Here is a 26,782-nt window from a genome sequence, read left to right on the forward strand (position 1 = left end):
TGGTTCAATTCTTCCTTTAGCGGCATAATGTTTAATGACGTACGAAACGTCAGCGGTCAACACCCGCCAGCAAAGGACTGTATTGCGCTCTTCGTGCGTCGCGTCTGTTAAAAACTGGCGCTAACAATACAGGCTAAAGTCGAACCGCCAGGCTAGACTTTAGTTCCACAACACTAAACCTATAAGTTGGGGAAATACAATGTTCCAGCAAGAAGTTACCATTACCGCTCCGAACGGTCTGCACACCCGCCCTGCTGCCCAGTTTGTAAAAGAAGCTAAGGGCTTCACTTCTGAAATTACTGTGACTTCCAACGGCAAAAGCGCCAGCGCGAAAAGCCTGTTTAAACTGCAGACTCTGGGCCTGACTCAAGGTACCGTTGTGACTATCTCCGCAGAAGGCGAAGACGAACAGAAAGCGGTTGAACATCTGGTTAAACTGATGGCGGAACTCGAGTAATTTCCCGGGTTCTTTTAAAAATCAGTCACAAGTAAGGTAGGGTTATGATTTCAGGCATTTTAGCATCCCCGGGTATCGCTTTCGGTAAAGCTCTGCTTCTGAAAGAAGACGAAATTGTCATTGACCGGAAAAAAATTTCTGCCGACCAGGTTGATCAGGAAGTTGAACGTTTTCTGAGCGGTCGTGCCAAGGCATCAGCCCAGCTGGAAACGATCAAAACGAAAGCTGGTGAAACGTTCGGTGAAGAAAAAGAAGCCATCTTTGAAGGGCATATTATGCTGCTCGAAGATGAGGAGCTGGAGCAGGAAATCATAGCCCTGATTAAAGATAAGCACATGACAGCTGACGCAGCTGCTCATGAAGTTATCGAAGGTCAGGCTTCTGCCCTGGAAGAACTGGATGATGAATACCTGAAAGAACGTGCGGCTGACGTACGTGATATCGGTAAGCGCCTGCTGCGCAACATCCTGGGCCTGAAGATTATCGACCTGAGCGCCATTCAGGATGAAGTCATTCTGGTTGCCGCTGATCTGACGCCGTCCGAAACCGCACAGCTGAACCTGAAGAAGGTGCTGGGTTTCATCACCGACGCGGGTGGCCGTACTTCCCACACCTCTATCATGGCGCGTTCTCTGGAACTGCCTGCTATCGTGGGTACCGGTAGCGTCACCTCTCAGGTGAAAAATGACGACTATCTGATTCTGGATGCCGTAAATAATCAGGTTTACGTCAATCCAACCAACGAAGTTATTGATAAAATGCGCGCTGTTCAGGAGCAAGTGGCTTCTGAAAAAGCAGAGCTTGCTAAACTGAAAGATCTGCCAGCTATTACGCTGGACGGTCACCAGGTAGAAGTGTGCGCTAACATCGGTACGGTTCGTGACGTTGAAGGTGCTGAGCGTAACGGCGCTGAAGGCGTTGGTCTTTATCGTACTGAGTTCCTGTTCATGGACCGCGACGCGCTGCCCACTGAAGAAGAACAGTTTGCTGCTTACAAAGCAGTAGCTGAAGCGTGTGGCTCACAAGCGGTTATCGTTCGTACCATGGACATCGGCGGCGACAAAGAGCTGCCATACATGAACTTCCCGAAAGAAGAGAACCCGTTCCTCGGCTGGCGCGCTATCCGTATCGCGATGGATCGTAAAGAGATCCTTCGCGATCAGCTCCGCGCTATCCTGCGTGCCTCTGCTTTCGGTAAATTGCGCATCATGTTCCCGATGATCATCTCTGTTGAAGAAGTGCGTGCACTGCGCAAAGAGATCGAAATCTACAAACAGGAACTGCGCGACGAAGGTAAAGCGTTTGACGAGTCAATTGAAATCGGCGTAATGGTGGAAACACCAGCGGCCGCAACAATTGCACGTCATTTAGCCAAAGAAGTTGATTTCTTTAGTATCGGCACCAATGATTTAACGCAGTACACTCTGGCAGTTGACCGTGGTAATGATATGATTTCACACCTTTACCAGCCAATGTCACCGTCCGTGCTGAACTTGATCAAGCAAGTTATTGATGCTTCTCATGCTGAAGGCAAATGGACTGGCATGTGTGGTGAGCTTGCTGGCGATGAACGTGCTACACTTCTGTTGCTGGGGATGGGTCTGGACGAATTCTCTATGAGCGCCATTTCTATCCCGCGCATTAAGAAGATTATCCGTAACACGAACTTCGAAGATGCGAAGGTGTTAGCAGAGCAGGCTCTTGCTCAACCGACAACGGACGAGTTAATGACGCTGGTTAACAAGTTCATTGAAGAAAAAACAATCTGCTAATCCACGAGATGCGGCCCAATTTACTGCTTAGGAGAAGATCATGGGTTTGTTCGATAAACTGAAATCTCTGGTTTCCGACGACAAGAAGGATACCGGAACTATTGAGATCATTGCTCCGCTCTCTGGCGAGATCGTCAATATCGAAGACGTGCCGGATGTCGTTTTTGCGGAAAAAATCGTTGGTGATGGCATTGCTATCAAACCAACTGGAAACAAAATGGTCGCGCCTGTAGACGGCACCATTGGTAAAATCTTTGAGACCAACCACGCGTTCTCTATCGAATCTGATAGCGGCGTTGAACTGTTCGTCCACTTCGGTATCGACACCGTTGAACTGAAAGGCGAAGGCTTCAAGCGTATTGCTGAAGAAGGTCAGCGCGTGAAAGTTGGTGATACCGTGATTGAATTCGATCTGCCGCTGCTGGAAGAGAAAGCCAAGTCTACCCTGACTCCGGTTGTTATCTCCAACATGGACGAAATCAAAGAACTGATCAAACTGTCCGGTAGCGTGACTGTGGGTGAAACCCCGGTTATCCGCATCAAGAAGTAATTCTTGCCGCAGTGAAAAATGGCGCCCATCGGCGCCATTTTTTTATGCTTCAGTCAGCGGCGGCAAAATCAATTCATCGCTACCATACTGCTGGGTATAGCGCATCACCTCCAGCACGCGTAATCCCGCGCTATGTACCGCGTCAGTTAATTCCTTACCTTTCAACAAGCCACTGATAAGCTGAGCACAAAACAGGTCGCCAGTCCCTTTCAGGTCAGTTTTAACCCGTGAATGGGAAATGACATTCACGCTGTCGGCACTGACCACCACCACCTGCATCTCCTGATTTTCTTCATTACCGGAGGCACTGGTAATCACCACCCACTTTAATGTGTCTGAAAGCAGACTTTTTGCGGCAGCAATGGCGCTGTCGAGATCGCGGCAATTTTTACCTGTCAGGATTTCCAGCTCAAAGATATTGGGCGTAATACCCTGCGCCAGAGGCAGTAAATATTGTCGGTATGCCTCAGGAAGGTCAGGTTTGACATAAATTCCGCTATCAATATCGCCAATCACCGGATCGACCATAATCAATAAGTCAGGATGGTCTTTGCGTAGCGCAGTCAGCCACTCGGCAAGGATTTTGATTTGCGATGCCGTTCCCATATAGCCCGTGGTGACAGCGCGCAGCTGGCGCAGCGCATCACGCTCCTGAAGCGCACGCAAATAACCGCTAAACCATTCGTCCGGAATCGCACCACCGTAGAAAGTGTCATAATGCGGCGTATTGCTCAGCAATACCGTCGGCACGGCAAAGACATTCAGGCCGTTCTGTTTGATAGCAGGCACGGCAATGCTGTTGCCTACGCTGCCGTACACTACCTGCGACTGCACGGCGACGATATCCGCCTGCAATGCCCTGCTCTTATCGTTAAACAACAACAAACTACTCATTTAATTTTTTCTCCTTGCCGATGATCCTCATCGTATTCCAACCGAAACTTTACCTGATTCTGGCAGTCAAATCGGCTATCACAAAACAAGGATAAGGTAATTCAATGAAGAAAATCATTTGTCTGGTCATTACGCTGCTAATGACACTCCCCGCTTACGCGAAGTTAACCGCCCACGAAGAAGCCCGCATCAACGCCATGCTGGAGGGATTAGCACAGAAAAAGGATTTGATATTTGTGCGCAACGGCGATGAACATACCTGCGATGAAGCGGTTTCCCATTTGCGTCTGAAGCTGGGCAATACCCGTAATCGCATTGATACTGCTGAGCAATTTATTGATAAGGTTGCTTCGTCATCATCGATTACCGGGAAGCCGTATATCGTGAAGATGCCCGGTAAGAGCGATGAAAACGCGCAACCTTTTTTACATGCGTTAATTGCGCAGACGGATAAAACGGTGCCTGCGGAAGGGAATTAATCCGCTTTGGCAAGGCATTTACAGGAGGTAACATGAAAAAATGCTTTATTTATAACGATGAAAAATCGAATAAATTTTGGTGGATAGATTACGAAGGGGATAGTTTAGCTATCAACTATGGCAAGGTAGGTAATATTGGTAAATTCCAGACAAAAGAGTTCGATAATGAAGAACAGTGTCTGAAAGAAGCCAGTAAATTGATTGCCGCAAAAATGAAGAAAGGCTATCAAGAAGATCCAAACTTTAACTACATGGATCGCTACTATTTTGATGATGAAGAAATTGGGTTACATGTTAAAACGTCACACCCAAACTTCCAGTGCCATTTTACTGATCCACTTTATGTGTGTTGCTGGGATGAAGAATCACCTTTTGGCAGCGATGAAGGTGCTGATGCTCTAAACGTTCTTGAAAATAGCCTGCGTAAAGAGCCGGATCTAGATTGTGCTGATTTCCCTCAAATGTTAATTGAAACTATCTGGGGTATGAAATATATCGCTATGGAAAGTATTCTTGAAGAGGATATTCGTGCGCAATTACTAGCCGATGAAATGAGCACTATCCAGAGCAATATGATTACCTACGCAACTGCATTCGGTCAGATTAAAGTCATGGGTAAAATCTCCCATAAACTTAAAAAGATGGGACTCAATGCACTAGCCCGTCATCAGCTTACCGCAAAAATTCTTCAATGGGGTGATGGTCAGGACTCACCAATACTTCAAAAAATGATTGATGACCTTACTACGTTTCCACACGAAAATTAAAAACTGCATTTGTCGGCAGCAACAACTGCCGACAAAGCAGATTATTGACAAAGTGCACTTTGTTTATGCCAGATGCAGCGTAAACGCCTTATTCGGCCTACAAAATATTGCTAATTCAATATATTACAGGAACCTTGTAGGCCTGATAAGCGTAGCGCATCAGGCAGTTTTGCGTTTGTCATCAGCCTCCAATGCTATTAATCCTTAAATCCCCGCCCCCTGACTAAAGTGCTCTTCCCCAAACACCCCGGTAGAAAGGTAGCGATCGCCGCGATCGCAGATGATCGCCACCACTACAGCGCCGGGGTTGGCTTTTGCCACCCGCAGTGCTCCGGCAACCGCGCCGCCGGAACTTACACCGCAGAAAATCCCTTCCCGCACTGCCAGTTCGCGCATGGTGTTTTCCGCATCGCGCTGATGAATATCCAGCACCTCATCCACCAGCGAAGCGTTGAAGATGCCTGGCAGATATTCCTCAGGCCAGCGACGAATGCCGGGAATGCTGCTGCCCTCTTCCGGCTGCAGACCAACAATGGTCACCGGTTTGGATTGCTCGCGCATAAAGCGCGACACGCCGGTAATCGTACCGGTCGTCCCCATGCTGGAGACAAAATGGGTAATGCGACCGCCGGTTTGCTGCCAGATTTCCGGCCCGGTGGTGGTGTAATGCGCATAAGGATTATCGGGATTATTAAACTGATCGAGCAGCTTGCCTTCGCCACGATTCGCCATCTCTAGCGCCAGATCGCGCGCACCTTCCATGCCCTGCTCTTTGGTGACCAGAATTAGCTCCGCACCGTAGGCACGCATCGCCGCGCGACGCTCCTGGCTCATGTTATCGGGCATCAGCAATTTCATGCGATAGCCTTTTAGCGCGGCAATCATTGCCAGCGCAATCCCGGTGTTACCACTGGTGGCTTCGATTAACACATCACCCGGTTTAATTTCCCCGCGCTTTTCCGCCTCGACGATCATCGAAAGCGCCGCACGATCTTTCACCGAACCGGCCGGATTATTGCCTTCCAGCTTTAACCACACTTCACTGCCGTTATCCGGCCCCATTCGTTGTAATTTCACCAGAGGCGTATTGCCTATTGTTTGTTCTAATGTACTCACGATCTCTGTCCATACGTGGTGTTGCCTGATGCGACGTTTACGCGTCTTATCAGGCCTACAGGTTACAAAACCTTGCCATTAAAAAGCCCGGATCGCGGGAAGCGCCTCCGGGCGTTTAACATTCACTCAACCTATCAGGCGCTTTGTGCGAGGGCAAGTTCCTCATCACGGGTTTCAATACGCTCGTCGCCGTGATACAGCCGCGCATGTTGCAGCCCGACGAACAAACGATCGCCGCGCACTGGCGCATCATCGCCACGCATTACCACGGTGAGCGGATCTTCATACCACCCCAGCGGCTGCACGACTAATTGGGTGTAGTGGCCTTTCGGGCTGGCTTCCAGCACCTGCACCGGCAGCGGCGAATCGAGGCTGGTGCGGCGGCTGATATCCACTTCCCACGGGCGCAGGAAGAGATCCACCGGCCCCTGATACGCAGGGGTGTATCCCAGCGGCCAGCGGTGCGCACCAACGTGGAACTGCCCACCGCGAATCGTTCCCTGCAAGCGGTTCACTTCGCCCATAAACTCCAGCACAAAACGGGTCGCCGGTTCGCGCCAGACCTGATCCGGTTCATCAGCCTGTTCGATATTGCCCTGGCTCATCACCACAACGCGGTTGGCGACTTCCATCGCTTCTTCCTGGTCGTGGGTAACGAACACGCTGGTGAATTTCAGCTCTTCATGCAACTGACGCAGCCAACGACGCAGCTCTTTACGCACCTGCGCATCCAGCGCGCCAAACGGTTCATCAAGCAGCAGAATTTGCGGTTCCACAGCCAGCGCGCGCGCCAGCGCCACACGCTGTTTCTGCCCGCCTGAAAGCTGGGCCGGATAACGATCCGCCAGATGCGCAAGCTGCACCATTTCCAGCAATTTTGTCACTTTCGCTTTGATGGCTGCGGCATTCGGGCGCTCGCGACGCGGCAGCACCGTCAGGCCGAAGGCGATATTGTCGAACACCGTCATATGGCGGAACAGCGCGTAATGCTGAAACACGAAACCGACTTTACGATCGCGTGCATGCAGGCGGCTGACGTCGGTGCCGTGGAAACGAATATGCCCGCTGGTTTGATGCTCCAGCCCGGCGATAATCCGCAGCAGCGTGGTTTTCCCGGAACCGGACGGCCCCAGCAATGCGACCATCTGACCAGAAGGAATATCCAGTGAGATATCGTTCAGCACCTGGGTGCGACCAAACGACTTCTTAATATTGGCAATCTCAATGCTCATGATGTTCCTCCTGTTGCGCGCGTTTTTCCTGATTCTCCAGGCGCCACTGCAACATACTCTTTAAAAACAGGGTGATAATCGCCATCAGCGTCAACAGCGCAGCGGCGGTAAAGGAGCCGACGGTGTTGTAGTCCTGCTCCAGCAATTCAATCTGTAACGGCAGCGAAAGTGTTTCGCCGCGAATCGAGCCGGATACCACCGACACCGCGCCAAACTCGCCTATCGCGCGGGCGTTGGTCAGCACCACGCCGTAAAGCAGCGCCCAGCGGATGTTCGGCAGCGTGACGCGGCGGAACATCTGCCAGCCAGACGCGCCAAGCAAAATCGCCGCTTCGTCTTCCTGGCAGCCCTGGCTTAACATCACCGGCACCAGCTCGCGCACCACAAACGGACAGGTCACGAAGATGGTGACCAGCACCATTCCCGGCCAGGAGAACATAATTTGCAGATTATGTTCATCCAGCCAGCTGCCGAGCGGGCCGTTAGAGCCGTAGAACAGCAGATAGACCAGACCGGCAACCACCGGCGACACGGCAAACGGAATGTCCAGCAGCGTCAGCAATAACTGGCGTCCGGGGAAGTTAAAGCGCGTCACCAGCCACGCCAGCAGAATACCGAACACCAGGTTTACCGGTACGGCAATCAGCGCGATCATCACCGTCAGCCAAATAGCGTGCAGCATGTCCGGGTCAGCAAGATTCTGTAACACCGGCATCAGCCCTTTGCTGAATGCCTGCACGAAAATGTAAATCATCGGCACCAGCAGGATGAACGCCGAAACCAGCATCCCGATGCCAACCAGAAACCATTTGCCCCAGTTAATTGGGCGCGCGTCATAACGCTTCAACTGTGTCACTTCCGCCATTAATGACCTACCACACGCCGACCAAAGCGACTTTGCAGAGTGTTAATTGAGAACAGCAGCAGCAGTGACGCCGCGAGGATCACCGAAGCAATTGCGCTCGCCGCCGGGTAATCAAACTCCTGTAAGCGAACAAAAATCATCAGCGACGTCACTTCCGTCTTCCAGGCGATGTTCCCGGCGATAAAAATCACCGCACCAAACTCACCGAGACTACGGGTAAACGACAGCGCCACGCCCGCCACCAGCGCCGGAGAAAGCTCCGGCAGCACCACTTTGCAGAAACTCTGCCAGCGCGTTGCGCCGAGCGTTTCTGCGGCTTCTTCATATTCCGGGCCTAACTCCTCCAGCACCGGCTGCACGGTACGCACCACAAACGGAATACTGGTAAAGGCCATCGCCACCGCGATACCAAGCCACGTATAGGTGACTTTGATATCAAACTTCGCCAGCCATTCACCGTAAAAACCGTTCACGGAAAAGAGCGAGGCCAGCGTTAAACCTGCTACCGCCGTTGGTAGCGCAAACGGTAAATCCATCAGCGCATCAAGCAGCGTGCGGCCCGGAAAGCGATAGCGGGTTAAAATCCACGCCATCAGCAGGCCGAAAACGCCGTTAAAAATCGATGCCACAAACGCCGACAGCAGCGTCACTTTATAGGCCGCAACCACCTGCGGGTTGGTGATCACCTCCCAATACTGCGCCCAGCTCATCTGAGCCAGTTGCATCACCAGTGCGGAGAGCGGCAGCAGCAAAATCAGGCACACAAACAGCAGACTGGTGCCGAGGCTTAAGGTAAAGCCCGGCAGCACGCGTCTGGAAGAAACTGCAAACATTAGTTACGCCCCGCCGCTAACAGCTTGTCTAACTCGCCGCCGCTGTTGAAGTGGGTTTTCATCACTTCCGGCCAGGAGCCAAATTTATCTTCCACGCGAAACAGCTCGGTCTGCGGGAATTTGTCTTTCAGTTTGTCCATGACTTCCGGGTTATTCACGCGGTAGTAATAATCGGTAATGATCGTTTGCGCCTGTGGGCTGTAGAGCCAGTTCAGGTAAGCTTTTGCCGCTTTTTCCGTGCCGTTGGCCTGCACGTTTTTATCGACCCACGCCACCGGGAATTCCGCCAGAATGTTGGTTTTCGGAATCACCACTTCAAAGCCCTGCGCTTCATACTGCTTGCGGATGTTGTTCACTTCCGATTCGAAGCTAATCAGCACATCGCCCAGCCCGCGCTCGGCAAAAGTAGTGGTCGCGCCACGACCGCCGGTATCGAACACTTCCACGTTTTTCAGGAACTGGGTCATAAACTGTTCGGTTTTGGCTTTATCGCCACCGTCAGCTTTATCCGCTGCGCCCCATGCCGCCAGATAGGTATAACGCGCGTTACCGGAGGTTTTTGGGTTCGGGAAAATCAGCTTCACGTCGGAGCGCACCAGATCGTTCCAGTCATGGATATTCTTCGGGTTGCCCTTACGCACCAGGAAGCCCATGGTGGAGTAAAACGGCGAGCTGTTATTCGGCAGGCGCGACTGCCAGTCAGCCGGGATCAGCTTGCCTTTATCATGCAGGATCTGCACGTCGGTCACCTGGTTATAAGTGACAACGTCCGCTTTTAAGCCCTGCAAAATCGCCAGCGCCTGTTTTGATGACCCGGCATGAGATTGTTTTATCGTCAGTTTATCGCCGCCGTTGTCTTTGGCCCATTGTTGCTCAAACGGCGGATTCAGGGCAGCAAACAGCTCGCGGGAGACGTCATAAGAACTGTTCAGCAGTTCCGTTGCCTGTACATGGCCCGCCAGCAGCAGAGAAGCGACCAGCGCGAGTGAGTTCTTTTTCAGTAAGTTAACGGCCATTGCGCACCCTTATTAATTAAATGACTTTCTATTAGTCATCATATTTATAACGGACGTGAAAGGAGTAACGGTTTTATATACCGTTTGGTGATTTGGAAGTTGAAAAGGGAATAAGAACTTGGTTCAACAGGCGTAATTGTTGCAGTCAGTTTGGACACGAACAGCGCGGAGAAACCGGAGCGTACACATAGTACGTGAGGATTTCGAGCACTGCCCGGGGCCAAAATGACAAATAAAATAGCCTGGTGAACTTAGTTCAAGACGAAATCCTCCCCACACATGCAGGGAGGAAACAGAGGTGAATCAGATGCCGACGCTAACCGTCTCCGGCAGTGTGCTGCCGCCATCAATCACATTCTGTGTACCGGTTAAATAGCTGGATTCATCGGATGCGAGGAAGGCCGCCAGTTCGCCAACTTCCAGCGGATCGGCGAGGCGACGCAGCGGGATTGCTTTCGCCATTTCAGTCAGCACCGATTCCGGATCCTCCGGGTTTGACTGACGCGCGATGCTTTCCGCCATTGGCGTGCGAACATATCCTGGGCAGATGGCGTTAACGCGAATACCAGACTGCGCGTACTCCACCGCCAGCGATTTAGTCAGGCCAACAATCGCCGCTTTCGTTAAGGCATACGCCGTTTCGCCCGGATCGGCCACCATATCGCCAGTGACCGAAGACATCATCACAATGCGACCATCTTTGCGGGCAATCATCTCCGGCAGCACCGCCTTCGTGACGTTCCATACGCCTTTTATATTGATATCAATATGGAAATCGCGATCTTCATCGCTCATATCGAGGAAACTGCCCAGACGACAAACGCCTGCGTTATTCACCAGGATATCAATGCGCCCTTCTTTTTCCTTTGCGCGCTTGATAGCTGCGGCTACCGACGCCGGGTCACGCACATCGGCGACAACCGCCGTACAGCGATGACCACGACCACACAGTTCGTCCGCCAGCTTTTCGATCTCAGGGGAGATATCCAGCAAGATTAGGTTTGCGCCATGACGCGCAAAAGTTCTGGCAATTCCTTCGCCAATTCCCTGCAATGCGCCCGTAATCAGTGCTGTCTTGCCCGTGAGTTTACCCATTTTAATGCTCTCCTTGTTAATACAGAGCGTTACACTCCATTCCCTCTGAAAATACAGGATAAACAAAATATTGCTGCGGATCAGCTCACTAATTCAGGAAAATCTCAATCCAGTCGCTGCTTTATGCATCATTTCAGGCGTTGTGTTAGCTCACTGCTGCGCTCAATCATTTTCAATGACTCGACATCATTAAGTTGTACCAGCCCAACAAACAGTAAATCGGTAACCGAATTTTGCGCCGTGCGGGTGGACATCGACGAGCTACGCCATTCGGTTTCACCAGAAACGGTATCGAGGGTGAAATGTGCCAACCGCCGCAGCGAAGAATCAGTCAGTGAAGTAATGGCAATCACCGTTGCCCCCTGCTTTCGCGCTGCCTCGGCGCATAGCAAAATCTCTTTTTTACTGCCGCTGTAAGAGATAGCGATTTGTACATCACCTTTTTTCAACGCCTGGGAAACGGTAGCTTGTACGTGCGTGTCGGCTTCACAGGCCACGCGATAACCAATTTTCATCAGTTTGAATGAAAGATCGCGCCCCACCAGCGCCGACCCGCCCAGGCCTGTTATCTGGATAAACGGCGCTTTACTGATGACCTCAATGATTTTTTGCAGCCGCGCGTAATCGAGTAAGGCGCAGGTTTGCTCCAGTGCCAGCTCTTTTTCGCGATTCAGTTTGCGGGCAATCACTTCCAGCGAATCGTCACTGGTAATCGAACTGTGCAAGTGCAGCGCCGTGGCATTCGTTTTCTCCCGGCTGGCACTGTATTCGCCAATTAACGCCATACGCAATTCAGTAAATCCTTGCGCGCCGAGCTTCTGGGCAAACTTCACAATACTCGACTGGCTGATACCGAGCTGTTTCGCCATCTTGCGCGAAGAGACGGATTTCAGCTCACTCACTTTAGCCTGCAGAAAGTCAGCTATTTTTTGCTCGTTCTCGGTAAATTCACTTTCTGCATTGCGTATTTTCGTCAGGTACAACATCTTCCACTCTCCTGGGCTGGCAGCAAAAATTCCGCTTAAGTTCTTATGACGCTCTTCACACTCTGCGAGTGTAGACTCAATGATTCCTTTAAGTCTGTCAATTCGGGATATATGATTCCATCCATCTGCAATTATTTGATCGTAAATAGTAAGGTCACCACCGATGCAACTTGAAAAGATGATTACCGAAGGCTCGAACGCCGCTTCGGCTGAAATTGACCGCGTATCAACGCTGGAAATGTGCCGGATTATCAACGATGAAGATAAAACCGTACCACTTGCCGTTGAGCGTGTACTGCCGGATATCGCCGCAGCGATCGATGTTATCCACGCCCAGGTAAGCGGCGGCGGTCGACTGATTTACATCGGTGCGGGGACTTCCGGTCGTCTGGGTATTCTTGATGCCAGCGAATGTCCGCCGACCTACGGCGTCAAACCGGACCTGGTGGTTGGTTTGATTGCTGGCGGTGAATATGCCATTCAGCACGCGGTGGAAGGCGCAGAAGATAGCCGGGAAGGTGGTGTTAACGATCTAAAAAATATCGGCTTAACCGCACAGGATGTGGTGGTTGGTATTGCTGCCAGCGGTCGCACACCGTATGTGATTGCCGGGCTGGAATACGCACGCCAACTCGGTTGCCGCACAGTGGGCATTTCCTGTAATCCGGGGAGCGCCGTTTCAACCACCGCTGAGTTTGCTATTACTCCGGTGGTTGGTGCCGAAGTGGTTACCGGTTCTTCGCGAATGAAAGCAGGCACAGCGCAGAAACTGGTGCTCAATATGCTTTCTACCGGGCTGATGATTAAATCCGGCAAAGTGTTCGGCAACCTGATGGTCGATGTGGTCGCCACCAACGAAAAATTGCATGTGCGCCAGGTCAATATCGTTAAAAACGCCACCGGATGTAACGCCGAACAAGCGGAAGCGGCGTTAATTGCCTGCGAGCGCAACTGCAAAACGGCCATTGTGATGGTGCTGAAAAATCTCGATGCCGCAGAAGCAAAAAAACGCCTGGATCAACACGGCGGCTTTATTCGTCAGGTTTTAGACAAGGAATAACCCATGGCCAAAGAGATCAGCAGTGAACTTCTGAACACCATCCTTACCCGTGTCGGCGGACCGGGGAATATCGCCAGTTGTGGTAACTGTATGACGCGCCTGCGTCTGGGTGTACATGACAGTTCACTGGTTGATCCCAATATCAAAACGCTGGAAGGCGTGAAGGGCGTCATTTTGACCAGCGATCAGGTACAGGTCGTTTTTGGACCAGGTAAAGCGCATCGTGCCGCAAAAGCGATGAGCGAACTGCTGGGCGAAGCCCCGGTACAGGATGCCGCAGAAATCGCCGCTCAGAATAAACGCCAGTTAAAAGCCAAACAGACCTCCGGCGTGCAACAGTTTCTTGCCAAATTCGCCACTATCTTCACGCCGCTGATCCCCGGTTTTATTGCTGCGGGTCTGTTGCTGGGGATAGCGACGTTAATTGCCACCGTGATGCACGTTCCGGCAGATGCTCAGGGAACGCTACCTGATGCGTTGAATTTTATGAAGGTGTTCAGCAAAGGTTTGTTCACTTTCCTGGTGATTCTGGTGGGCTATAACGCTGCCCAGGCATTTGGCGGCACGGGCGTCAATGGCGCAATTATCGCCGCGCTCTTTTTGCTCGGTTATAACCCTGCTGCCACCACCGGTTACTACGCCGGTTTTCACGATTTCTTCGGTCTGCCCATCGATCCGCGTGGCAATATTATCGGCGTGTTGATTGCCGCCTGGGCCTGCGCCCGCATCGAAGGCATGGTGCGCCGCTTTATGCCAGACGATCTCGACATGCTGTTGACCTCGTTAATCACTCTGCTGATCACCGCCACACTGGCGTATTTGATCATTATGCCGCTGGGTGGCTGGTTATTCGAAGGCATGTCGTGGCTGTTTATGCACCTGAACAGTAATCCGCTCGGTTGTGCAGTTTTAGCAGGGCTATTCCTGATCGCCGTGGTGTTTGGCGTGCATCAGGGCTTTATTCCTGTTTACCTGGCCTTAATGGACAGCCAGGGATTCAACAGCCTGTTCCCCATCCTTTCAATGGCAGGCGCGGGCCAGGTGGGTGCGGCGCTGGCACTCTACTGGCGGGCGCAACCGCACAGTGCATTACGCAGTCAGGTCCGCGGGGCAATTATTCCCGGCCTGCTGGGCGTTGGCGAACCGTTAATTTACGGCGTTACCCTACCCCGCATGAAACCGTTTGTTACTGCCTGTTTAGGTGGCGCGGCGGGCGGTTTGTTTATCGGCCTGATAGCCTGGTGGGGTCTGCCGATGGGCTTAAACAGCGCCTTTGGGCCGTCTGGCCTGGTGGCGCTGCCGCTGATGACATCCGCGCAAGGCATCCTTCCGGCAATGGCGGTTTACGCTGGCGGGATTCTGGTGGCATGGGTTTGTGGGTTTATTTTCACCACACTCTTTGGCTGCCGTAACGTCAATCTGGACTGATTATGAAACGGACAATGCTCTATTTTTCTCTGCTGGCTGTCAGCTGTAGCGTCAGCGCCGCAAAATACCCTGTTCTGACAGAAAGTTCGCCAGAGAAAGCAGGGTTTAACGTCGAACGGCTTAATCAGATGGATCGCTGGATTAGCCAGCAAGTTGATGCCGGTTATCCCGGCGTTAACCTGCTGATCATTAAAGATAATCAGATTGTGTATCGCAAAGCCTGGGGCGCGGCGAAAAAGTACGATGGCAGCGTGTTAATGAAGCAGCCAGTAAAAGCAACCACCGAGACGCTGTATGACCTGGCCTCAAACACAAAAATGTACGCCACTAACTTCGCCCTACAAAAGCTAATGAGCGAAGGCAAACTACATCCTGACGATCGGATTGCGAAATATATTCCGGGATTTGCCGACAGTCCAAATGACACCATCAAAGGCAAAAACACGCTGCGGATTTCTGATCTGCTGCATCACAGCGGCGGTTTCCCGGCAGACCCGCAATACCCAAATAAAGCCGTCGCGGGCGCGTTATATTCCCAGGATAAAGGCCAGACGCTGGAAATGATCAAGCGCACGCCCCTGGAATATCAGCCCGGCAGCAAACATATCTACAGCGATGTCGATTATATGCTGCTTGGATTTATCGTCGAGTCAGTTACTGGTCAGCCGCTTGACCGCTATGTTGAAGAGTCGATTTATCGCCCGCTCGGCCTGACGCATACGGTGTTTAATCCGCTGCTGAAAGGCTTTAAACCACAGCAAATTGCCGCCACGGAACTGAACGGCAATACCCGCGATGGCGTGATTCACTTCCCGAATATCCGCACCTCCACTCTCTGGGGTCAGGTGCACGATGAAAAAGCATTCTATTCGATGGGCGGCGTTTCCGGGCACGCAGGTTTGTTTTCCAATACCGGCGATATTGCGGTGTTAATGCAAACGATGCTGAACGGCGGCGGCTATGGCGATGTGCAGCTGTTCAGTGCGGAAACGGTGAAGATGTTCACCACCAGCTCTAAGGAAGATGCTACTTTTGGCCTCGGCTGGCGCGTGAATGGTAATGCCACCATGACGCCGACGTTTGGCACGCTGGCAAGCCCGCAAACCTACGGTCACACTGGCTGGACCGGGACGGTGACCGTTATCGATCCTATCAATCATATGGCGATTGTGATGTTAAGCAACAAGCCACATTCACCAGTTGCCGATCCACACAAAAATCCCAATATGTTCGAAAGCGGTCAGCTACCGATTGCAACTTATGGTTGGGTGGTGGATCAGGTGTATGCGGCGTTAAAGCAGTAATAAAAAGGCCAGTCAGTTGTGATACTGGCTGGCCTTTAATCATCGAATCAGAAGCGCTTACAGCGCCATCAGTTTGTCCAGCGACGGCGCGAAATAATAGCCGCCAGTGACCGGTTTGGTGAAACGCAACATCGCATCACGTTTGCCATCGGTATCGCCAAACATGCTCAGCAGTTGCTGCTCAATGTTATGCAGACGCGCGCAGTAGGCGCAGAAGTACAGACCGTGAGTGCCGCTGGCAGTGCCGTATGGCAGGCTCTGGCGAACAATCTTCAGTCCTTTGCCATCTTCTTTCAGATCAACACGGGTCAGGTGAGAAGTTTCCGGACGCTCATCGCCGTCAATCTCTTCGTTAGCCTCTTTGGTACGCCCGATCATCATCTCCTGATCGTGAACGCTCATCCGGTTGAGTTGCTTCAGGTTGTGCTCCCAACGCTGCACAAATACATAGCTGCCGCCTGCATCCACGCCGTCTTTGATAACCGCCACTTCGCGACGCGTCTCTTCACCCGCCGGGTTTTCTGTACCGTCAACAAAGCCGCTCAGATCACGCTCTTCAACCCAACGGAAGCCGTGGATCTCTTCTTTCACTTCAATGCAGTCACCAAAGGCTTCCATCGCTGCCTGAGCGACAGAGAAATTTACGTCGTGACGCAGAGAAAGAATGTGGATCAACACATCGAACTGGGTCGTCGGCGCAAGGCCTTTACCGTAGCCCGGAAAATCTTTCAGCTCTTCGGCCCCAACGCCGCCGCTCAGAGCACGCCAGGTGTTGTTACCAAAGGCAACTACCGCACCAAGATGCGCGTCCGGGAATTTCGCTTCAAAAGTTGCCAGTTTGTCGGCAAATGTTTTACTGGCCGCACGCAGGGCGTCAACTTCCCCTTTCACGTTGGCTTCGATCCAAATCGCCGCGCGGCAATGTTCTGGCAAAATGCCACTCTGAACCTGAGACATTGTTCCTCCTGAAAATAAGAATGCCACGCAATCCGTGGCATTGTTGGGCGCTATTTTACGTGTTTTTTCGCGGCGGCGGTTTGTTCAGACGCAAATTAACGCCGCCAGATAATTTTACTGACTTTCCAGTTTTTCAGGGTATCGTCCGAAGGCATTAACCCTTCAGGACCACTCCATTCCCCGCTGAACTGGTAGCTAATATGTTGACTGCCTTCGGCTTTACATTCGACGGCACGATTATCATCACCATCAGCTTTTTGGCAATTGCCAAATGCTTTGCTGTAAAGGTCGCTAAACGGTGTACCGATTTTAACACCGGAGTCAGCTGGAATATCGCTATCCAGCACATCAACGCGGCTGATCGTGCCCTGATCGCCGTTAATCACCATCGCCACGTTGTCGCCTTTCATCACTTCAAAAAAGCGCACCACGTTGCCGTTCGCGGTTTTCATTCCGCTGCGCAGGCGATAATCGCCATCAAGCGCATCGGCAATGGCTTGTTCTTGCAGTGGTGTGGACGCCGTTAATTCACCAACGCCCTGCTCGCTCACTTTGGTGGACGACCCAAACCAGTTCCACGGGTTAGCGGCAGACCAGTTAACTGACGACATCGTGGAACAGCCGGTCAGCATCAACGGCATAGCGCATAACATTAAACGCAGCGATTTCATGTCACTTCCTTTGGTTATTCAATAACGTTGCTTGGAGTGCAAATTCACCAAAAAGTGCCGTTATTCTTTTTCTTCATTAAAACAAGCGCGTAAACGTCGATTGGTCAGCAGCCAGATTAACGCCACAATATCCGCCACTACCAGCGCCAGACCGATACCGCTAACGGATTCACCGTTCAGCCACAACCACGGTTGCCAGCAAAGCAAAACGAGCTGCGCCAACAGCAACAGAAAATAGAGTACATACCAGATGCGAGGAAACGTAGCCCGCCGACCGCTCAACAAAAACGCCAGCACCGCAGGAATGCCAGGAATTAACCCCAGCCAGAAATTATCGTGATCGGGATAAAACAGATTCAACAGCGCAGTACCCTGCTCACGCGACGCACCGGCAATGACAAACAGCACCCAGGTTCGCGCCTGAAGCAACAGCACAAGCCAGAAGAGAAAAGGTAAACGCAGGCGTCCGTGCGCATCATAATGGGCAGGATGAAACTCAGTACTCTTCATCTTCAATCAAACGCTTGCCCAGACTCAGCACGTCGGCGTGTTCATATCCAAGGCGTTCATACATTCCGAGCACCATGTCGTTATCTTCCGGCACATTGATCTGAATTTTCGGGCAGCCGCGAGCAATCAGCTTTTTCTCCAGCCGATTAAGCAACGCATTAGCAATCCCACGCCCACGAAACTCTGGATGCACGCCAAGATAATAAGCAGACCCGCGATGCCCGTCATAACCGCCCATCACCGTTCCGACCACTTCACCGTTTACCTCAGCGACCAGAAACAGACTGACGTCATGGTTCATTTTGCGCTCGATGTCCATTTCCGGATCGTTCCACGGACGCAGCAAGTCGCAACGCTCCCAAAGGGTGATGACCTCTTCGAAATCTTCCTGGCGAAATACGCGTATCTCCATGGTATTCGTTACCTTTTTGCGGGTTAAAAGGCTGATTATGGCGTGAACGGTCGAATTAGCCAATATCTGACGAAAATCGGTTAAAAAAGTGGCATAATGGGGAGTTGTCAACTATTGAAATGAAAAGTAAAACAATTCTCAACAGCAAACGGTCGTAACGGATTACGCGATACGATATAACATCTGGAACTTTATTATTACAACTCAGGCCGTATGAGCACTTTTAAACCACTAAAAACACTCACTTCGCGCCGCCAGGTGCTGAAAGCCGGATTGGCTGCCCTGACGTTGTCAGGAATGTCGCAAGCCATCGCCAAAGAAGAACCTTTAAAAACCAGTAACGGACACAGTAAGCCGAAAGCCAAAAAAAGCGGCGGCAAACGTGTCGTTGTTCTCGATCCAGGCCACGGCGGAATTGATACCGGAGCGATTGGTCGCAATGGATCGAAAGAAAAACATGTGGTGCTGGCGATTGCCAAAAACGTCCGTTCCATATTGCGTAATCATGGCATTGATGCGCGTTTAACGCGTTCTGGCGATACGTTTATCCCGCTGTACGATCGCGTTGAAATCGCCCATAAACATGGCGCTGACCTGTTTATGTCAATTCACGCCGACGGCTTTACTAACCCGAAAGCTGCCGGTGCTTCGGTATTTGCTCTCTCTAACCGCGGCGCAAGTAGCGCAATGGCGAAATACCTGTCTGAACGCGAAAACCGCGCTGATGAAGTTGCCGGTAAAAAAGCGACTGACAAGGATCACCTATTGCAGCAAGTGCTGTTTGATCTGGTGCAAACCGATACCATTAAAAACAGCCTGACGCTTGGCTCGCATATTCTGAAGAAGATTAAGCCGGTGCATAAGCTGCACAGTCGCAATACCGAACAAGCCGCGTTTGTAGTGTTGAAATCGCCATCTGTTCCTTCGGTGCTGGTGGAAACTTCTTTTATCACCAACCCGGAAGAAGAGCGGCTGTTAGGCACGGCGGCATTTCGCCAGAAAATCGCCACAGCCATTGCCGAAGGCGTGATCAGTTATTTCCACTGGTTTGACAACCAGAAAGCACACTCGAGAAAGCGGTAAGAGATGAAACCCAACGCACACCAGGTTAAACAGTTTCTGCTCAACCTTCAGGATACAATTTGTCAGCAGTTGAGCGCCGTCGATGGCGCAGAATTTGTCGAAGATAGCTGGCAGCGCGAAGCTGGCGGCGGCGGACGTAGCCGGGTGTTGCGTAATGGTGGTGTTTTCGAACAGGCGGGCGTCAACTTTTCACATGTCCACGGTGAGGCGATGCCTGCTTCCGCCACTGCTCATCGCCCGGAACTTGCCGGACGCAGTTTCGAAGCGATGGGCGTTTCGCTGGTAGTGCATCCGCATAACCCGTACGTTCCCACCAGCCACGCGAATGTGCGCTTTTTTATTGCCGAAAAACCGGGTGCCGAGCCCGTCTGGTGGTTTGGCGGCGGCTTCGATTTAACCCCTTTCTATGGTTTTGAAGAAGACGCCATTCACTGGCACCGCACCGCCCGTGACCTGTGCCTGCCATTTGGCGAAGACGTTTATCCGCGTTACAAAAAGTGGTGCGACGAATACTTCTACCTCAAACATCGTAACGAACAACGCGGCATTGGCGGGTTGTTCTTTGATGACCTGAACACGCCAGACTTTGATCACTGTTTCGCCTTTATGCAGGCGGTAGGTCACGGCTACACCGACGCTTATTTACCGATTGTTGAACGACGCAAAGCGATGGAATACGGCGAGCGCGAGCGCAATTTCCAGCTCTACCGTCGCGGTCGCTATGTCGAGTTCAACCTGGTCTGGGATCGCGGAACGCTGTTTGGCCTGCAAACTGGCGGGCGCACCGAGTCTATCCTGATGTCAATGCCGCCACTGGTACGCTGGGAATATGATTATCAGCCAGAAGCAGGCAGCCCGGAAGCGGCGTTAAGTGAGTTTATTAAGGTCAAGGATTGGATTTAATATCATGAAAATAAAAGAAAAATAACCCTATGTTTGTGGCTTGAAATTAATTCTGTTTAATTTGTGTGCCATAGTGACACCCTAATATCTAATAATAATCTCTTTCGACTTAATATCCTCAGGCAAGGAGCGCCTCTATGACTCACCGTATTCCCTGTAAAAGCCCCGCTTGTACATCAACCATTCTTCCGGAAACCGCAGCGCGTACTAACGGATACTGCATGCCCTGCGAGCAGGCCCAACAGCAGCGTGAGCACGACGAATATATCAAGAAAAACAAAAAGATCGTGAATGCGTTTGCTGGGTTAAGCGATCCGGTTGCCATGCTTAAATTAATTCACCAACCGCGGAAATTCGATGCGTTAATCGACTGGACTCCCTGCCCCGTTCCCACCGATGCCCTGTATCAACAGTTGACCGCCGAGCAAGCGCAGCAAATGGCTGATTACGCCACAGAACGCTTTGCGTCTGGTGAATATGAACACGCTCAGGAGATTTGTCTTTGTCTGGCGGCGTTTACCCAGGCAAATCTGGATGCATATTTACGAGAGTGGATCTCTTATGATGATTTAGACGCTTATTCTCCTCTGCCTTTCCACCGCGCCCCAGCGGATGTTCGCGATACGCTGTTAGAACGGGTTGAGGATGATGCAGAAAACAGAAATTGTATTCTGCAATGTCTGGCATGGATTGGGGATGACGTTGTTGTTGAACGTTTTGCCTACTGGCGCAATAACCCGCCGCTGTGGCGCAGTTCACTTTACATCGCGCCAGAAGAATATGCGCATGAGGCCGGTTGGGAGTTAACCGCTGAAGATCAAAGGCGTAATCTCTATTTTCCTCAATGTTTTCATCTGGAGATGAAAAGCACCGGGTCTTGCGAAGCTTTGCGTGTTGTTGATGAACGCAGCGATACCTGTCCAAAGTGCGCATTGCCCCTAACAAATCTTTTCGACGTTGACCTGAAGGCAACGGGTCTTAGCGATAACGGCAGTTTTCGCGTCGTGACTTGCGAATGTTGCACCGCCTACAGCACCATTTTCGGCTACATGGACTCAAAGGGTAACGCTCATTTGTCTGCAAAAAATATCCCGCCTGCCTGGCTGCCGGATGATGTATCGGAATGGCGTCGACTCCCTGTAAACAGCATGAGACAGGGAAACCTTAGGTCACCGTTATTTGCCGCAGACCCATTTTTACCTGTCTCTTTCTCGCAACTTGGCGGGCATCCAACCTGGATTCAGGACGCGGAATATCCTCTCTGTCCGCAATGTTCCCACACAATGATGTTTCTTGCGCAACTGGATTATGCCGATATTGAACAATATGGCGAAGGGATAATTTACGCGTTTATCTGCCCGGAGTGCCGGACAACAGCGACGTCTTATCAGCAATCTTAGAAATTATTTTGCGCCAGTTTGCTCACGGGAGCATTTAAGAATGTCAGACACATCAAATAAAGAAAGTAAATGGCACCCTCATCTGGATATGAGTTTTCTGGGATGTGTGCTGGCATTTGCTATAGAAGTTTATTTTGAAGAACACATTTTTATTCCCCACGGTGGAGGAGCAAGTTTTGGATTGATAGCACTCATCGTTATTAATTTTATGACTATCCCGGTAGTGATCGTGGTAACAACACTATTTTGCTATTTATTTAAAATTTCGCGAAAGCGCGTAAATTGTATGTTGGTATTCCTGCTGGCGTGTATTCTGACAATTGTCGGTTTGTTTATCGCCTATCCCGTTGGGCAATAAAATACATAGCAATTCAACGTAATTTGTAACTTCACTATGGACCGGATCAAACACCATCCTCATCCGGCCCTCACCCTCACTCCAGTTCCTGCATCCGCTGATGTAGCGTCAGAGACGGCTTCTCGGCAAACAGTTGCTGGTAATCCGTGGCGAATTGCCCCAGATGCCAGAATCCCCACTGCATGGCGGCATCTTTGACCGTTGTACTTTGCGACCACGGGCTTATCAGTTCGCGGCGCACGGCGTTCAGGCGAATGCGTTTCAGCCACGCGTTTGGGCCAATGCCTAAAAGAGCGTGAAACGCGTTTTGTAGCGTGCGGCGGCTGACATGCAGTTGATTGCACAAATCCAGCACGGTTACCGGTTCGGACATATTCTCCAGCACATATTCACGCGCGCGGGTCAACAAGCGACGGTAACTCTGGTGGCTGATACTTTCCGCCGTCACCATTGGCTGCGCTTCTTCCAGCATCGCCCCCATCGCCATTAGCAAATTATCCCCCAGCACTTTTCGCACTGCAGGCTGATGGAGATTTTCCGGGTTCTCGCAAAATGTCGCCAGAGCCTGTTGGACAAAGCCCCACAGCGCGGCTTTATGCTGCTCTTTCACTTCCAGCGCCGACTGGTTACGTAACATATGCAGCACCCTTTCCGGGTTATGCAAAAAGTTAGCCTGACGGGTGATGACATCTTCAGAAAGCACCACGCCAAGGATCGTGTAATCGTCCGGCGTACTTAATTCAAACTCGGTTCCTCCAGGGCGTGTCGCAATTTCTGCGCTTCCCAGACATTGCGAACCGATAAATCCCTGCTCACCGCGCGTCGCCGGAATGCCAAACCAGAACGAGTTCGGCCAGACCAGGCACGACTGACGCAGCGCCAGACCGGTGTATTCACGAAAAACCTGAATATCATCGAGTAGAATTTCCGTAAATTCACCATGAAACTTGCCCGGATGCAGCTGATCGTAAATCTGCTGCCAGGCGGTAATCGTCAAAGCATGTTCATAGACATCCGTTGTCTGTCGTTGATGAACATTATCCACTTCGACCTTCGGCGTGAGCTTCAGGTTTTCGGGTAAGGGTTCATGATAAAGATGGTGCAAATTGGCTGTACGGGTCTTTTTCATGATGTTAATGCCGGGTGTTGTAGGACACCCGGCACCTCCGACAGGTTAATGGGGCTTGAGACGATAACGACTACTGCGTTTACGTAACGTCCCGGCAGAAAAGAGCTGTTCGAGCGCATTTCTGGCTTTTTCCAGCGGCCAGCCAAAGTGGGCAGCCACTTCTCCTGCCGTCATTCCCTGACGTACTGATGTTAACAGCGCCAACAACTCGTCAGCAGATTCCGCGACGATAACTGGCGCGTCGGGTTCCTTTACGGGTTGCTTCGGTTGGCGGTTAAAGCCAGTAACCAGCCACTGGGTGTCATCGTCTGGCCGACCGATCTCCTTACGGCTGATGACACGCCCGGTACGCATCGCGGCAGCACAACCTGCGTCCAGCGCCGCACGACACGCCGCCAGATCGCCTTCCACCACCAGCGTTAGGCGACCAGGGTCAAGCACTTCGTGACTGAGCAGACGAACGTTAGCTGCTTTGAGCATGGCATCAGCTGCATCTATCGCGGCGACCATGCCGTCCACTTCCAGCAATCCCAGTGCATTGATCATCGGCAACCTCCGTTACGCACGCTGGATTGGATTACGCGCGATTTCCAGCACTGCATCGGTAAAGGCGTTACAGGCTGCTTTACACGCGGCCTGGCTACCGGTTAAAAATGCTGCCGAGTAGTTGGTTTCAGACGGTGGCGGGACATAGGTCACCAGCTGCACGTCGGCAGATTTCAACGCTGCATCAATGCCGTAGGTCGCTTCCAGCGGCGGTGCCACCAGATACGCCAGCGGATCGCCAAGCGTGATCCCGGCGGTTGATGAGAGATAAGAGCCGGTACGCGAAACGACATGCGCCAGGAAGGCTGTGTTTTCTGCATCATTAGCCCACTGGAAAGCAGCGCCATTTTCAATATGCGCAACCATCGCATCCAGACCGGCACGCACTTCCGCCGGGTTTGGCCCCCCGAGCATAATCAGCACTTCACCGGCAGTCGGTGACGGCCCGTGTGCAGCTCCCGCATACAGCGAGCGACCATACACGACTTCAACCATCGCCTGCTTGGTCGCTTCGTCAGCCGCAATGTAGGTGACGTCATCGGAATCAGCAGAAATCAGCCCGAGGCTACGAATATGCGGCGGCAATTTCAGTTCACGCGCAAATTCGGCGTTAACAGAGGCAATCACCCGCATGGCGGTTACCGACGGTCGAATCAAATCTAAAGCTGGCATGATGCCTCCTTATCGGGTCATGTTGATGCCGGATGCTTTCTGCTCCAGCATACGTTTCGCCAAATCCACAATGACGGCTGCGGCTTCAACCGGCGGCGTGCCGCCCTGGTGAATGTTAGAGATACAGGTACGGTCGGCCTCAACGGTGGTTGCCATACGCGGCAAGTAAACGGCGTAGCAGGAGAGACTTTCTGACTGCCCCAACCCCGGACGTTCACCCACCAGCAGGATCACCACTTTCGCGCCAAGAAGTTCGCCAATCTGATCTTCAATCTTCACGCGACCGTAACGCACAAAGAACGGTGTGCCGACTTTCAACCCGGCCTGTTTCAGGCCCGCCATCAGCGGTGGCAGAATCTCTTCATAGTTCACGGTGATCGCATCAGTAGATAGACCATCGGAAATAACCACCTGTACGTCCGGATTGGCAACACACTGCGCTTTCAGCGCTTCAACAGCCTCTGCACACAAGCGGCGGCCCATATCCGGGCGAGTCAGATAGAGATTTTTGTCGCTAATTTCAGAGCGGACTTCCAGCAAGCCCTGCGCTTTCACCCACTCCTCCGGCACTTCTTTCAGTACGGTGTCTTTCGAACGAGAGTGATCGGCCAGGAAACGCAGCAACGCCTGGGTACGCGGACGCGGACCGGCACGACCGGTACAGACGCGAGCCACGGTGCTGCGGCGCAGTTCTGTTAATACGTCTGCGCGATGCGGGTTTTCAACGCCAATCCACGCTTTTGCTTCTGCGGAACCTAAATCCAGCGCGCAGCTTTCCGAGGTCACCGGTGCTGCACAGGTGGTAGTGGCGCATTTTGCTTCTGACGGCGCGGGGGCCGCTTGTCCCATTGACGCCATCACGCTGCGTACAATTTCTTCAATCTGTTTTTGATCCATGATGTGTTATCTCCGCGTCATCAGAAGAACAGTGACGGATCGCCCGCCCGTTTGGTCAGGCGACCGTTTGCCATAATGCCCATGCTTTCCAGCCAGCGTTCAAACTCCGGTGACGGGCGCAGGTTGAGTAACTGACGCACAGTGGCGGTGTCGTGGAAGGCCGTAGTCTGGTAGTTGAGCATGATGTCATCACCCAGCGGCATCCCCATGATGTAGTTACAGCCTGCGGTGGCGAGCAGGATCATCAGGTTTTCGTTGAGGTTCTGGTCAGCGTCAGCGTGGTTGGTGTAGCAGCAGTCACAGCCCATAGAAATGCCGCTCAGTTTGCCCATAAAGTGATCTTCTAAGCCCGCACGGATAATCTGCCGGTCGTTGTAGAGATACTCTGGCCCAATAAAGCCCACTACGGTGTTGACGATAAACGGATCGTAATGACGTGCCAGCCCGTAGTTACGCGCTTCCATCGTTACCTGATCTGCACCGAAGTTAGCGCCCGCCGATAGCGCAGAACCCTGCCCGGTTTCGAAGTAGAGGCAGTTTTCCCCGGCGATACGGTTAAACTCTGCGCCCACTGCGCGTGCTTCATCGAGCATCGCCAGCTCCACGCCAAATTCTTTCAGCCCTTTTTCGCTGCCGCAGATGCTCTGGAAAATCAGCCCGCCCGGCGCGCCGCGACGGATCGCTTCAATCTGGGTAGTAACGTGCGCCAGCACGCAGCCCTGGGTCGGAATGTTGAATTTGTCGATCACGCCATAGATGGTATCCAGCACGCGGCTTAAGTTTTCCACGTCGTCAGTCACCGGGTTAACGCCGATCACCGCATCGCCCACCCCGAAAGAAAGCCCTTCGTAGATTTGCGCGGCGATACTTTGCACGTCGTCGCGGGTATCGTTTGGCTGCAAACGGGCGCTGAAGGTGCCCGGAATACCAATAGTTGTATTGGCCTTTTTGATTACCGGCATTTTCTTCGCGCCGTAGATCAGGTCCGCGTTAGAGCAAATCTTCGCTACCGCCGCGACCACTTCCGAGGTCAGCCCTTTGCGGGTAAAAGCAATGTCGTCAACGCTGGTTTCATCACTCAGCACATACTCACGCAGTTCGCTGATGCTCCAGTTTTTAATCTGGTTGTATGCCGTTTCGTTAACGTCGTCCTGAATCAACCGCGTAACGCAGTCATCTTCATAGGCAATCACCGGATTATTGCGGATGTCCGCTACGGTCATTTCCGACAACACCTGCTTTGCCGCCACGCGCTCCTGTGAGCTTGCCGCTGCAACGCCCGCCAGCACATCCCCCGAACGCAGTTCGTTGGCTTTAGCCAGCACCTCTTTTACATCCTTAAACTGATATACATTGCCGAACAATGTGGTCTTTAGTTTCATAAGTCGTT

At 52.0% G+C, this 26,782-nt stretch carries 29 protein-coding genes; 12 read left to right on the plus strand and 17 right to left on the minus strand.

The genetic code is table 11. The annotated features are described in order from the left end of the window. Nucleotides 1–199 precede the first annotated feature (199 nt). From ptsH to crr, 3 genes are read left to right on the plus strand one after another with little or no spacing between them, the layout of a single operon-like run. Nucleotides 200–457 (plus strand): phosphocarrier protein Hpr, encoded by a 258-nt coding sequence (gene ptsH, locus QUE74_RS15795; RefSeq protein ID WP_000487600.1) that lies wholly within the window; start codon nt 200–202, stop codon nt 455–457. 44 nt (nt 458–501) lie between these two features. Beyond that, a complete protein-coding gene (gene ptsI, locus QUE74_RS15800; RefSeq protein WP_000623136.1) occupies nt 502–2,229 on the plus strand; it encodes a phosphoenolpyruvate-protein phosphotransferase PtsI in 1,728 nt (575 codons plus the stop codon). Nucleotides 2,230–2,269: 40 nt separating this feature from the next. Then, nucleotides 2,270–2,779, plus strand: a complete 510-nt coding sequence (gene crr / locus QUE74_RS15805) for a PTS glucose transporter subunit IIA (RefSeq protein WP_000522247.1) — start codon at nt 2,270–2,272, stop codon at nt 2,777–2,779. Nucleotides 2,780–2,821: 42 nt separating this feature from the next. Here crr and pdxK read toward each other — a convergent pair whose 3' ends face one another. Beyond that, on the minus strand, nt 2,822–3,673 hold the full coding sequence (gene pdxK / locus QUE74_RS15810; protein ID WP_000096665.1) for a pyridoxine/pyridoxal/pyridoxamine kinase: 852 nt from the start codon (nt 3,671–3,673) through the stop codon (nt 2,822–2,824). A gap of 104 nt (nt 3,674–3,777) precedes the next feature. Here pdxK and QUE74_RS15815 point away from each other — a divergent pair, with 104 nt between their 5' ends. Beyond that, a complete protein-coding gene (locus tag QUE74_RS15815; protein WP_000719944.1) occupies nt 3,778–4,152 on the plus strand; it encodes a YfeK family protein in 375 nt (124 codons plus the stop codon). A 32-nt stretch (nt 4,153–4,184) separates the two neighbouring features. Beyond that, a complete protein-coding gene (locus QUE74_RS15820; RefSeq protein WP_000710496.1) occupies nt 4,185–4,919 on the plus strand; it encodes a WGR domain-containing protein in 735 nt (244 codons plus the stop codon). A gap of 204 nt (nt 4,920–5,123) precedes the next feature. Here QUE74_RS15820 and cysM read toward each other — a convergent pair whose 3' ends face one another. From cysM to murR, 7 genes are all read right to left on the minus strand, one after another. Then, entirely contained in the window at nt 5,124–6,035 is a 912-nt protein-coding gene (gene cysM / locus QUE74_RS15825; RefSeq protein ID WP_000105473.1) for a cysteine synthase B, read from the minus strand. A gap of 134 nt (nt 6,036–6,169) precedes the next feature. After that, nucleotides 6,170–7,267: a sulfate/thiosulfate ABC transporter ATP-binding protein CysA gene (gene cysA, locus QUE74_RS15830; RefSeq protein WP_000021027.1), complete on the minus strand. Its 1,098-nt coding sequence runs from the start codon at nt 7,265–7,267 to the stop codon at nt 6,170–6,172. After that, nucleotides 7,257–8,132 carry a sulfate/thiosulfate ABC transporter permease CysW gene (gene cysW, locus QUE74_RS15835; protein ID WP_000852699.1) on the minus strand — a complete coding sequence of 292 codons (876 nt, stop codon included), beginning with the start codon at nt 8,130–8,132 and terminating at the stop codon, nt 7,257–7,259. The genes cysA and cysW overlap by 11 nt, the downstream gene beginning before the upstream one ends. Further along, nucleotides 8,132–8,965, minus strand: a complete 834-nt coding sequence (gene cysT, locus QUE74_RS15840; RefSeq protein WP_000458406.1) for a sulfate/thiosulfate ABC transporter permease CysT — start codon at nt 8,963–8,965, stop codon at nt 8,132–8,134. The genes cysW and cysT overlap by 1 nt, the downstream gene beginning before the upstream one ends. Then, nucleotides 8,965–9,981, minus strand: a complete 1,017-nt coding sequence (cysP, locus tag QUE74_RS15845; RefSeq protein WP_000290221.1) for a thiosulfate/sulfate ABC transporter substrate-binding protein CysP — start codon at nt 9,979–9,981, stop codon at nt 8,965–8,967. The genes cysT and cysP overlap by 1 nt, the downstream gene beginning before the upstream one ends. A gap of 303 nt (nt 9,982–10,284) precedes the next feature. Then, on the minus strand, nt 10,285–11,076 hold the full coding sequence (gene ucpA, locus QUE74_RS15850; RefSeq protein WP_000517442.1) for an SDR family oxidoreductase UcpA: 792 nt from the start codon (nt 11,074–11,076) through the stop codon (nt 10,285–10,287). A 128-nt stretch (nt 11,077–11,204) separates the two neighbouring features. Further along, nucleotides 11,205–12,062: an HTH-type transcriptional regulator MurR gene (murR, locus tag QUE74_RS15855; RefSeq protein WP_000966433.1), complete on the minus strand. Its 858-nt coding sequence runs from the start codon at nt 12,060–12,062 to the stop codon at nt 11,205–11,207. A gap of 163 nt (nt 12,063–12,225) precedes the next feature. On the opposite strand from murR, the gene murQ reads away from it, so the two are divergent. Genes murQ through pbp4b form a run of 3 tightly spaced genes read left to right on the plus strand, consistent with a single transcriptional unit; the run spans nt 12,226 to nt 15,854 of the window. Beyond that, nucleotides 12,226–13,122, plus strand: a complete 897-nt coding sequence (gene murQ / locus QUE74_RS15860) for an N-acetylmuramic acid 6-phosphate etherase (protein ID WP_001175598.1) — start codon at nt 12,226–12,228, stop codon at nt 13,120–13,122. Between the two features lie 3 nt (nt 13,123–13,125). Then, on the plus strand, nt 13,126–14,550 hold the full coding sequence (gene murP / locus QUE74_RS15865) for a PTS N-acetylmuramic acid transporter subunit IIBC (protein ID WP_001040487.1): 1,425 nt from the start codon (nt 13,126–13,128) through the stop codon (nt 14,548–14,550). A gap of 2 nt (nt 14,551–14,552) precedes the next feature. Continuing rightward, a complete protein-coding gene (gene pbp4b / locus QUE74_RS15870) occupies nt 14,553–15,854 on the plus strand; it encodes a penicillin binding protein PBP4B (RefSeq protein WP_001354807.1) in 1,302 nt (433 codons plus the stop codon). Nucleotides 15,855–15,911: 57 nt separating this feature from the next. On the opposite strand, the gene yfeX is transcribed toward pbp4b, so the two are convergent. The 4 genes from yfeX to QUE74_RS15890 all read right to left on the minus strand — a co-directional run bounded on the left by yfeX (nt 15,912) and on the right by QUE74_RS15890 (nt 18,404). Then, the gene (gene yfeX / locus QUE74_RS15875; protein WP_000084590.1) at nt 15,912–16,811 is read right to left on the minus strand and encodes a porphyrinogen peroxidase; all 900 of its coding nucleotides are present in this window, start codon (nt 16,809–16,811) and stop codon (nt 15,912–15,914) included. A gap of 95 nt (nt 16,812–16,906) precedes the next feature. Then, nucleotides 16,907–17,482 carry an RpoE-regulated lipoprotein gene (locus tag QUE74_RS15880; RefSeq protein WP_000838951.1) on the minus strand — a complete coding sequence of 192 codons (576 nt, stop codon included), beginning with the start codon at nt 17,480–17,482 and terminating at the stop codon, nt 16,907–16,909. A 60-nt stretch (nt 17,483–17,542) separates the two neighbouring features. Next, a complete protein-coding gene (locus QUE74_RS15885; RefSeq protein ID WP_001354808.1) occupies nt 17,543–17,992 on the minus strand; it encodes a DUF2919 domain-containing protein in 450 nt (149 codons plus the stop codon). After that, nucleotides 17,979–18,404 carry a GNAT family acetyltransferase gene (locus QUE74_RS15890; RefSeq protein WP_000406000.1) on the minus strand — a complete coding sequence of 142 codons (426 nt, stop codon included), beginning with the start codon at nt 18,402–18,404 and terminating at the stop codon, nt 17,979–17,981. Before QUE74_RS15890 ends, QUE74_RS15885 begins: the two co-directional genes overlap by 14 nt. 213 nt (nt 18,405–18,617) lie before the next feature. Between QUE74_RS15890 and amiA the strand changes: the two genes are divergently transcribed. The 4 genes from amiA (at nt 18,618) to QUE74_RS15910 (ending at nt 22,148) form a co-directional block, all read left to right on the plus strand. Next, on the plus strand, nt 18,618–19,487 hold the full coding sequence (gene amiA, locus QUE74_RS15895; RefSeq protein ID WP_000102907.1) for an N-acetylmuramoyl-L-alanine amidase AmiA: 870 nt from the start codon (nt 18,618–18,620) through the stop codon (nt 19,485–19,487). Nucleotides 19,488–19,490: 3 nt separating this feature from the next. Then, a complete protein-coding gene (gene hemF / locus QUE74_RS15900) occupies nt 19,491–20,390 on the plus strand; it encodes an oxygen-dependent coproporphyrinogen oxidase (protein ID WP_000803900.1) in 900 nt (299 codons plus the stop codon). Nucleotides 20,391–20,527: 137 nt separating this feature from the next. Continuing rightward, on the plus strand, nt 20,528–21,790 hold the full coding sequence (locus QUE74_RS15905) for a DUF1963 domain-containing protein (RefSeq protein ID WP_000149701.1): 1,263 nt from the start codon (nt 20,528–20,530) through the stop codon (nt 21,788–21,790). 40 nt (nt 21,791–21,830) lie between these two features. Continuing rightward, on the plus strand, nt 21,831–22,148 hold the full coding sequence (locus QUE74_RS15910; protein ID WP_001285748.1) for a hypothetical protein: 318 nt from the start codon (nt 21,831–21,833) through the stop codon (nt 22,146–22,148). A 76-nt stretch (nt 22,149–22,224) separates the two neighbouring features. On the opposite strand, the gene eutR is transcribed toward QUE74_RS15910, so the two are convergent. From eutR to eutB, 5 genes are read right to left on the minus strand one after another with little or no spacing between them, the layout of a single operon-like run. After that, on the minus strand, nt 22,225–23,277 hold the full coding sequence (eutR, locus tag QUE74_RS15915) for an HTH-type transcriptional regulator EutR (protein ID WP_000753720.1): 1,053 nt from the start codon (nt 23,275–23,277) through the stop codon (nt 22,225–22,227). Between the two features lie 45 nt (nt 23,278–23,322). After that, the gene (gene eutK / locus QUE74_RS15920) at nt 23,323–23,823 is read right to left on the minus strand and encodes an ethanolamine utilization microcompartment protein EutK (protein WP_001295463.1); all 501 of its coding nucleotides are present in this window, start codon (nt 23,821–23,823) and stop codon (nt 23,323–23,325) included. A 12-nt stretch (nt 23,824–23,835) separates the two neighbouring features. Continuing rightward, nucleotides 23,836–24,495 carry an ethanolamine utilization microcompartment protein EutL gene (gene eutL, locus QUE74_RS15925; protein WP_001111034.1) on the minus strand — a complete coding sequence of 220 codons (660 nt, stop codon included), beginning with the start codon at nt 24,493–24,495 and terminating at the stop codon, nt 23,836–23,838. 9 nt (nt 24,496–24,504) lie between these two features. Then, a complete protein-coding gene (eutC, locus tag QUE74_RS15930; RefSeq protein ID WP_000372322.1) occupies nt 24,505–25,392 on the minus strand; it encodes an ethanolamine ammonia-lyase subunit beta in 888 nt (295 codons plus the stop codon). A 20-nt stretch (nt 25,393–25,412) separates the two neighbouring features. Beyond that, nucleotides 25,413–26,774: an ethanolamine ammonia-lyase subunit alpha gene (gene eutB, locus QUE74_RS15935; protein ID WP_000769961.1), complete on the minus strand. Its 1,362-nt coding sequence runs from the start codon at nt 26,772–26,774 to the stop codon at nt 25,413–25,415. Nucleotides 26,775–26,782: the final 8 nt, after the last annotated feature.

Origin of the sequence: Escherichia sp. 10290, assembly GCF_030295155.1 — a bacterium.
Lineage (GTDB): Bacteria > Pseudomonadota > Gammaproteobacteria > Enterobacterales > Enterobacteriaceae > Escherichia > Escherichia coli_F.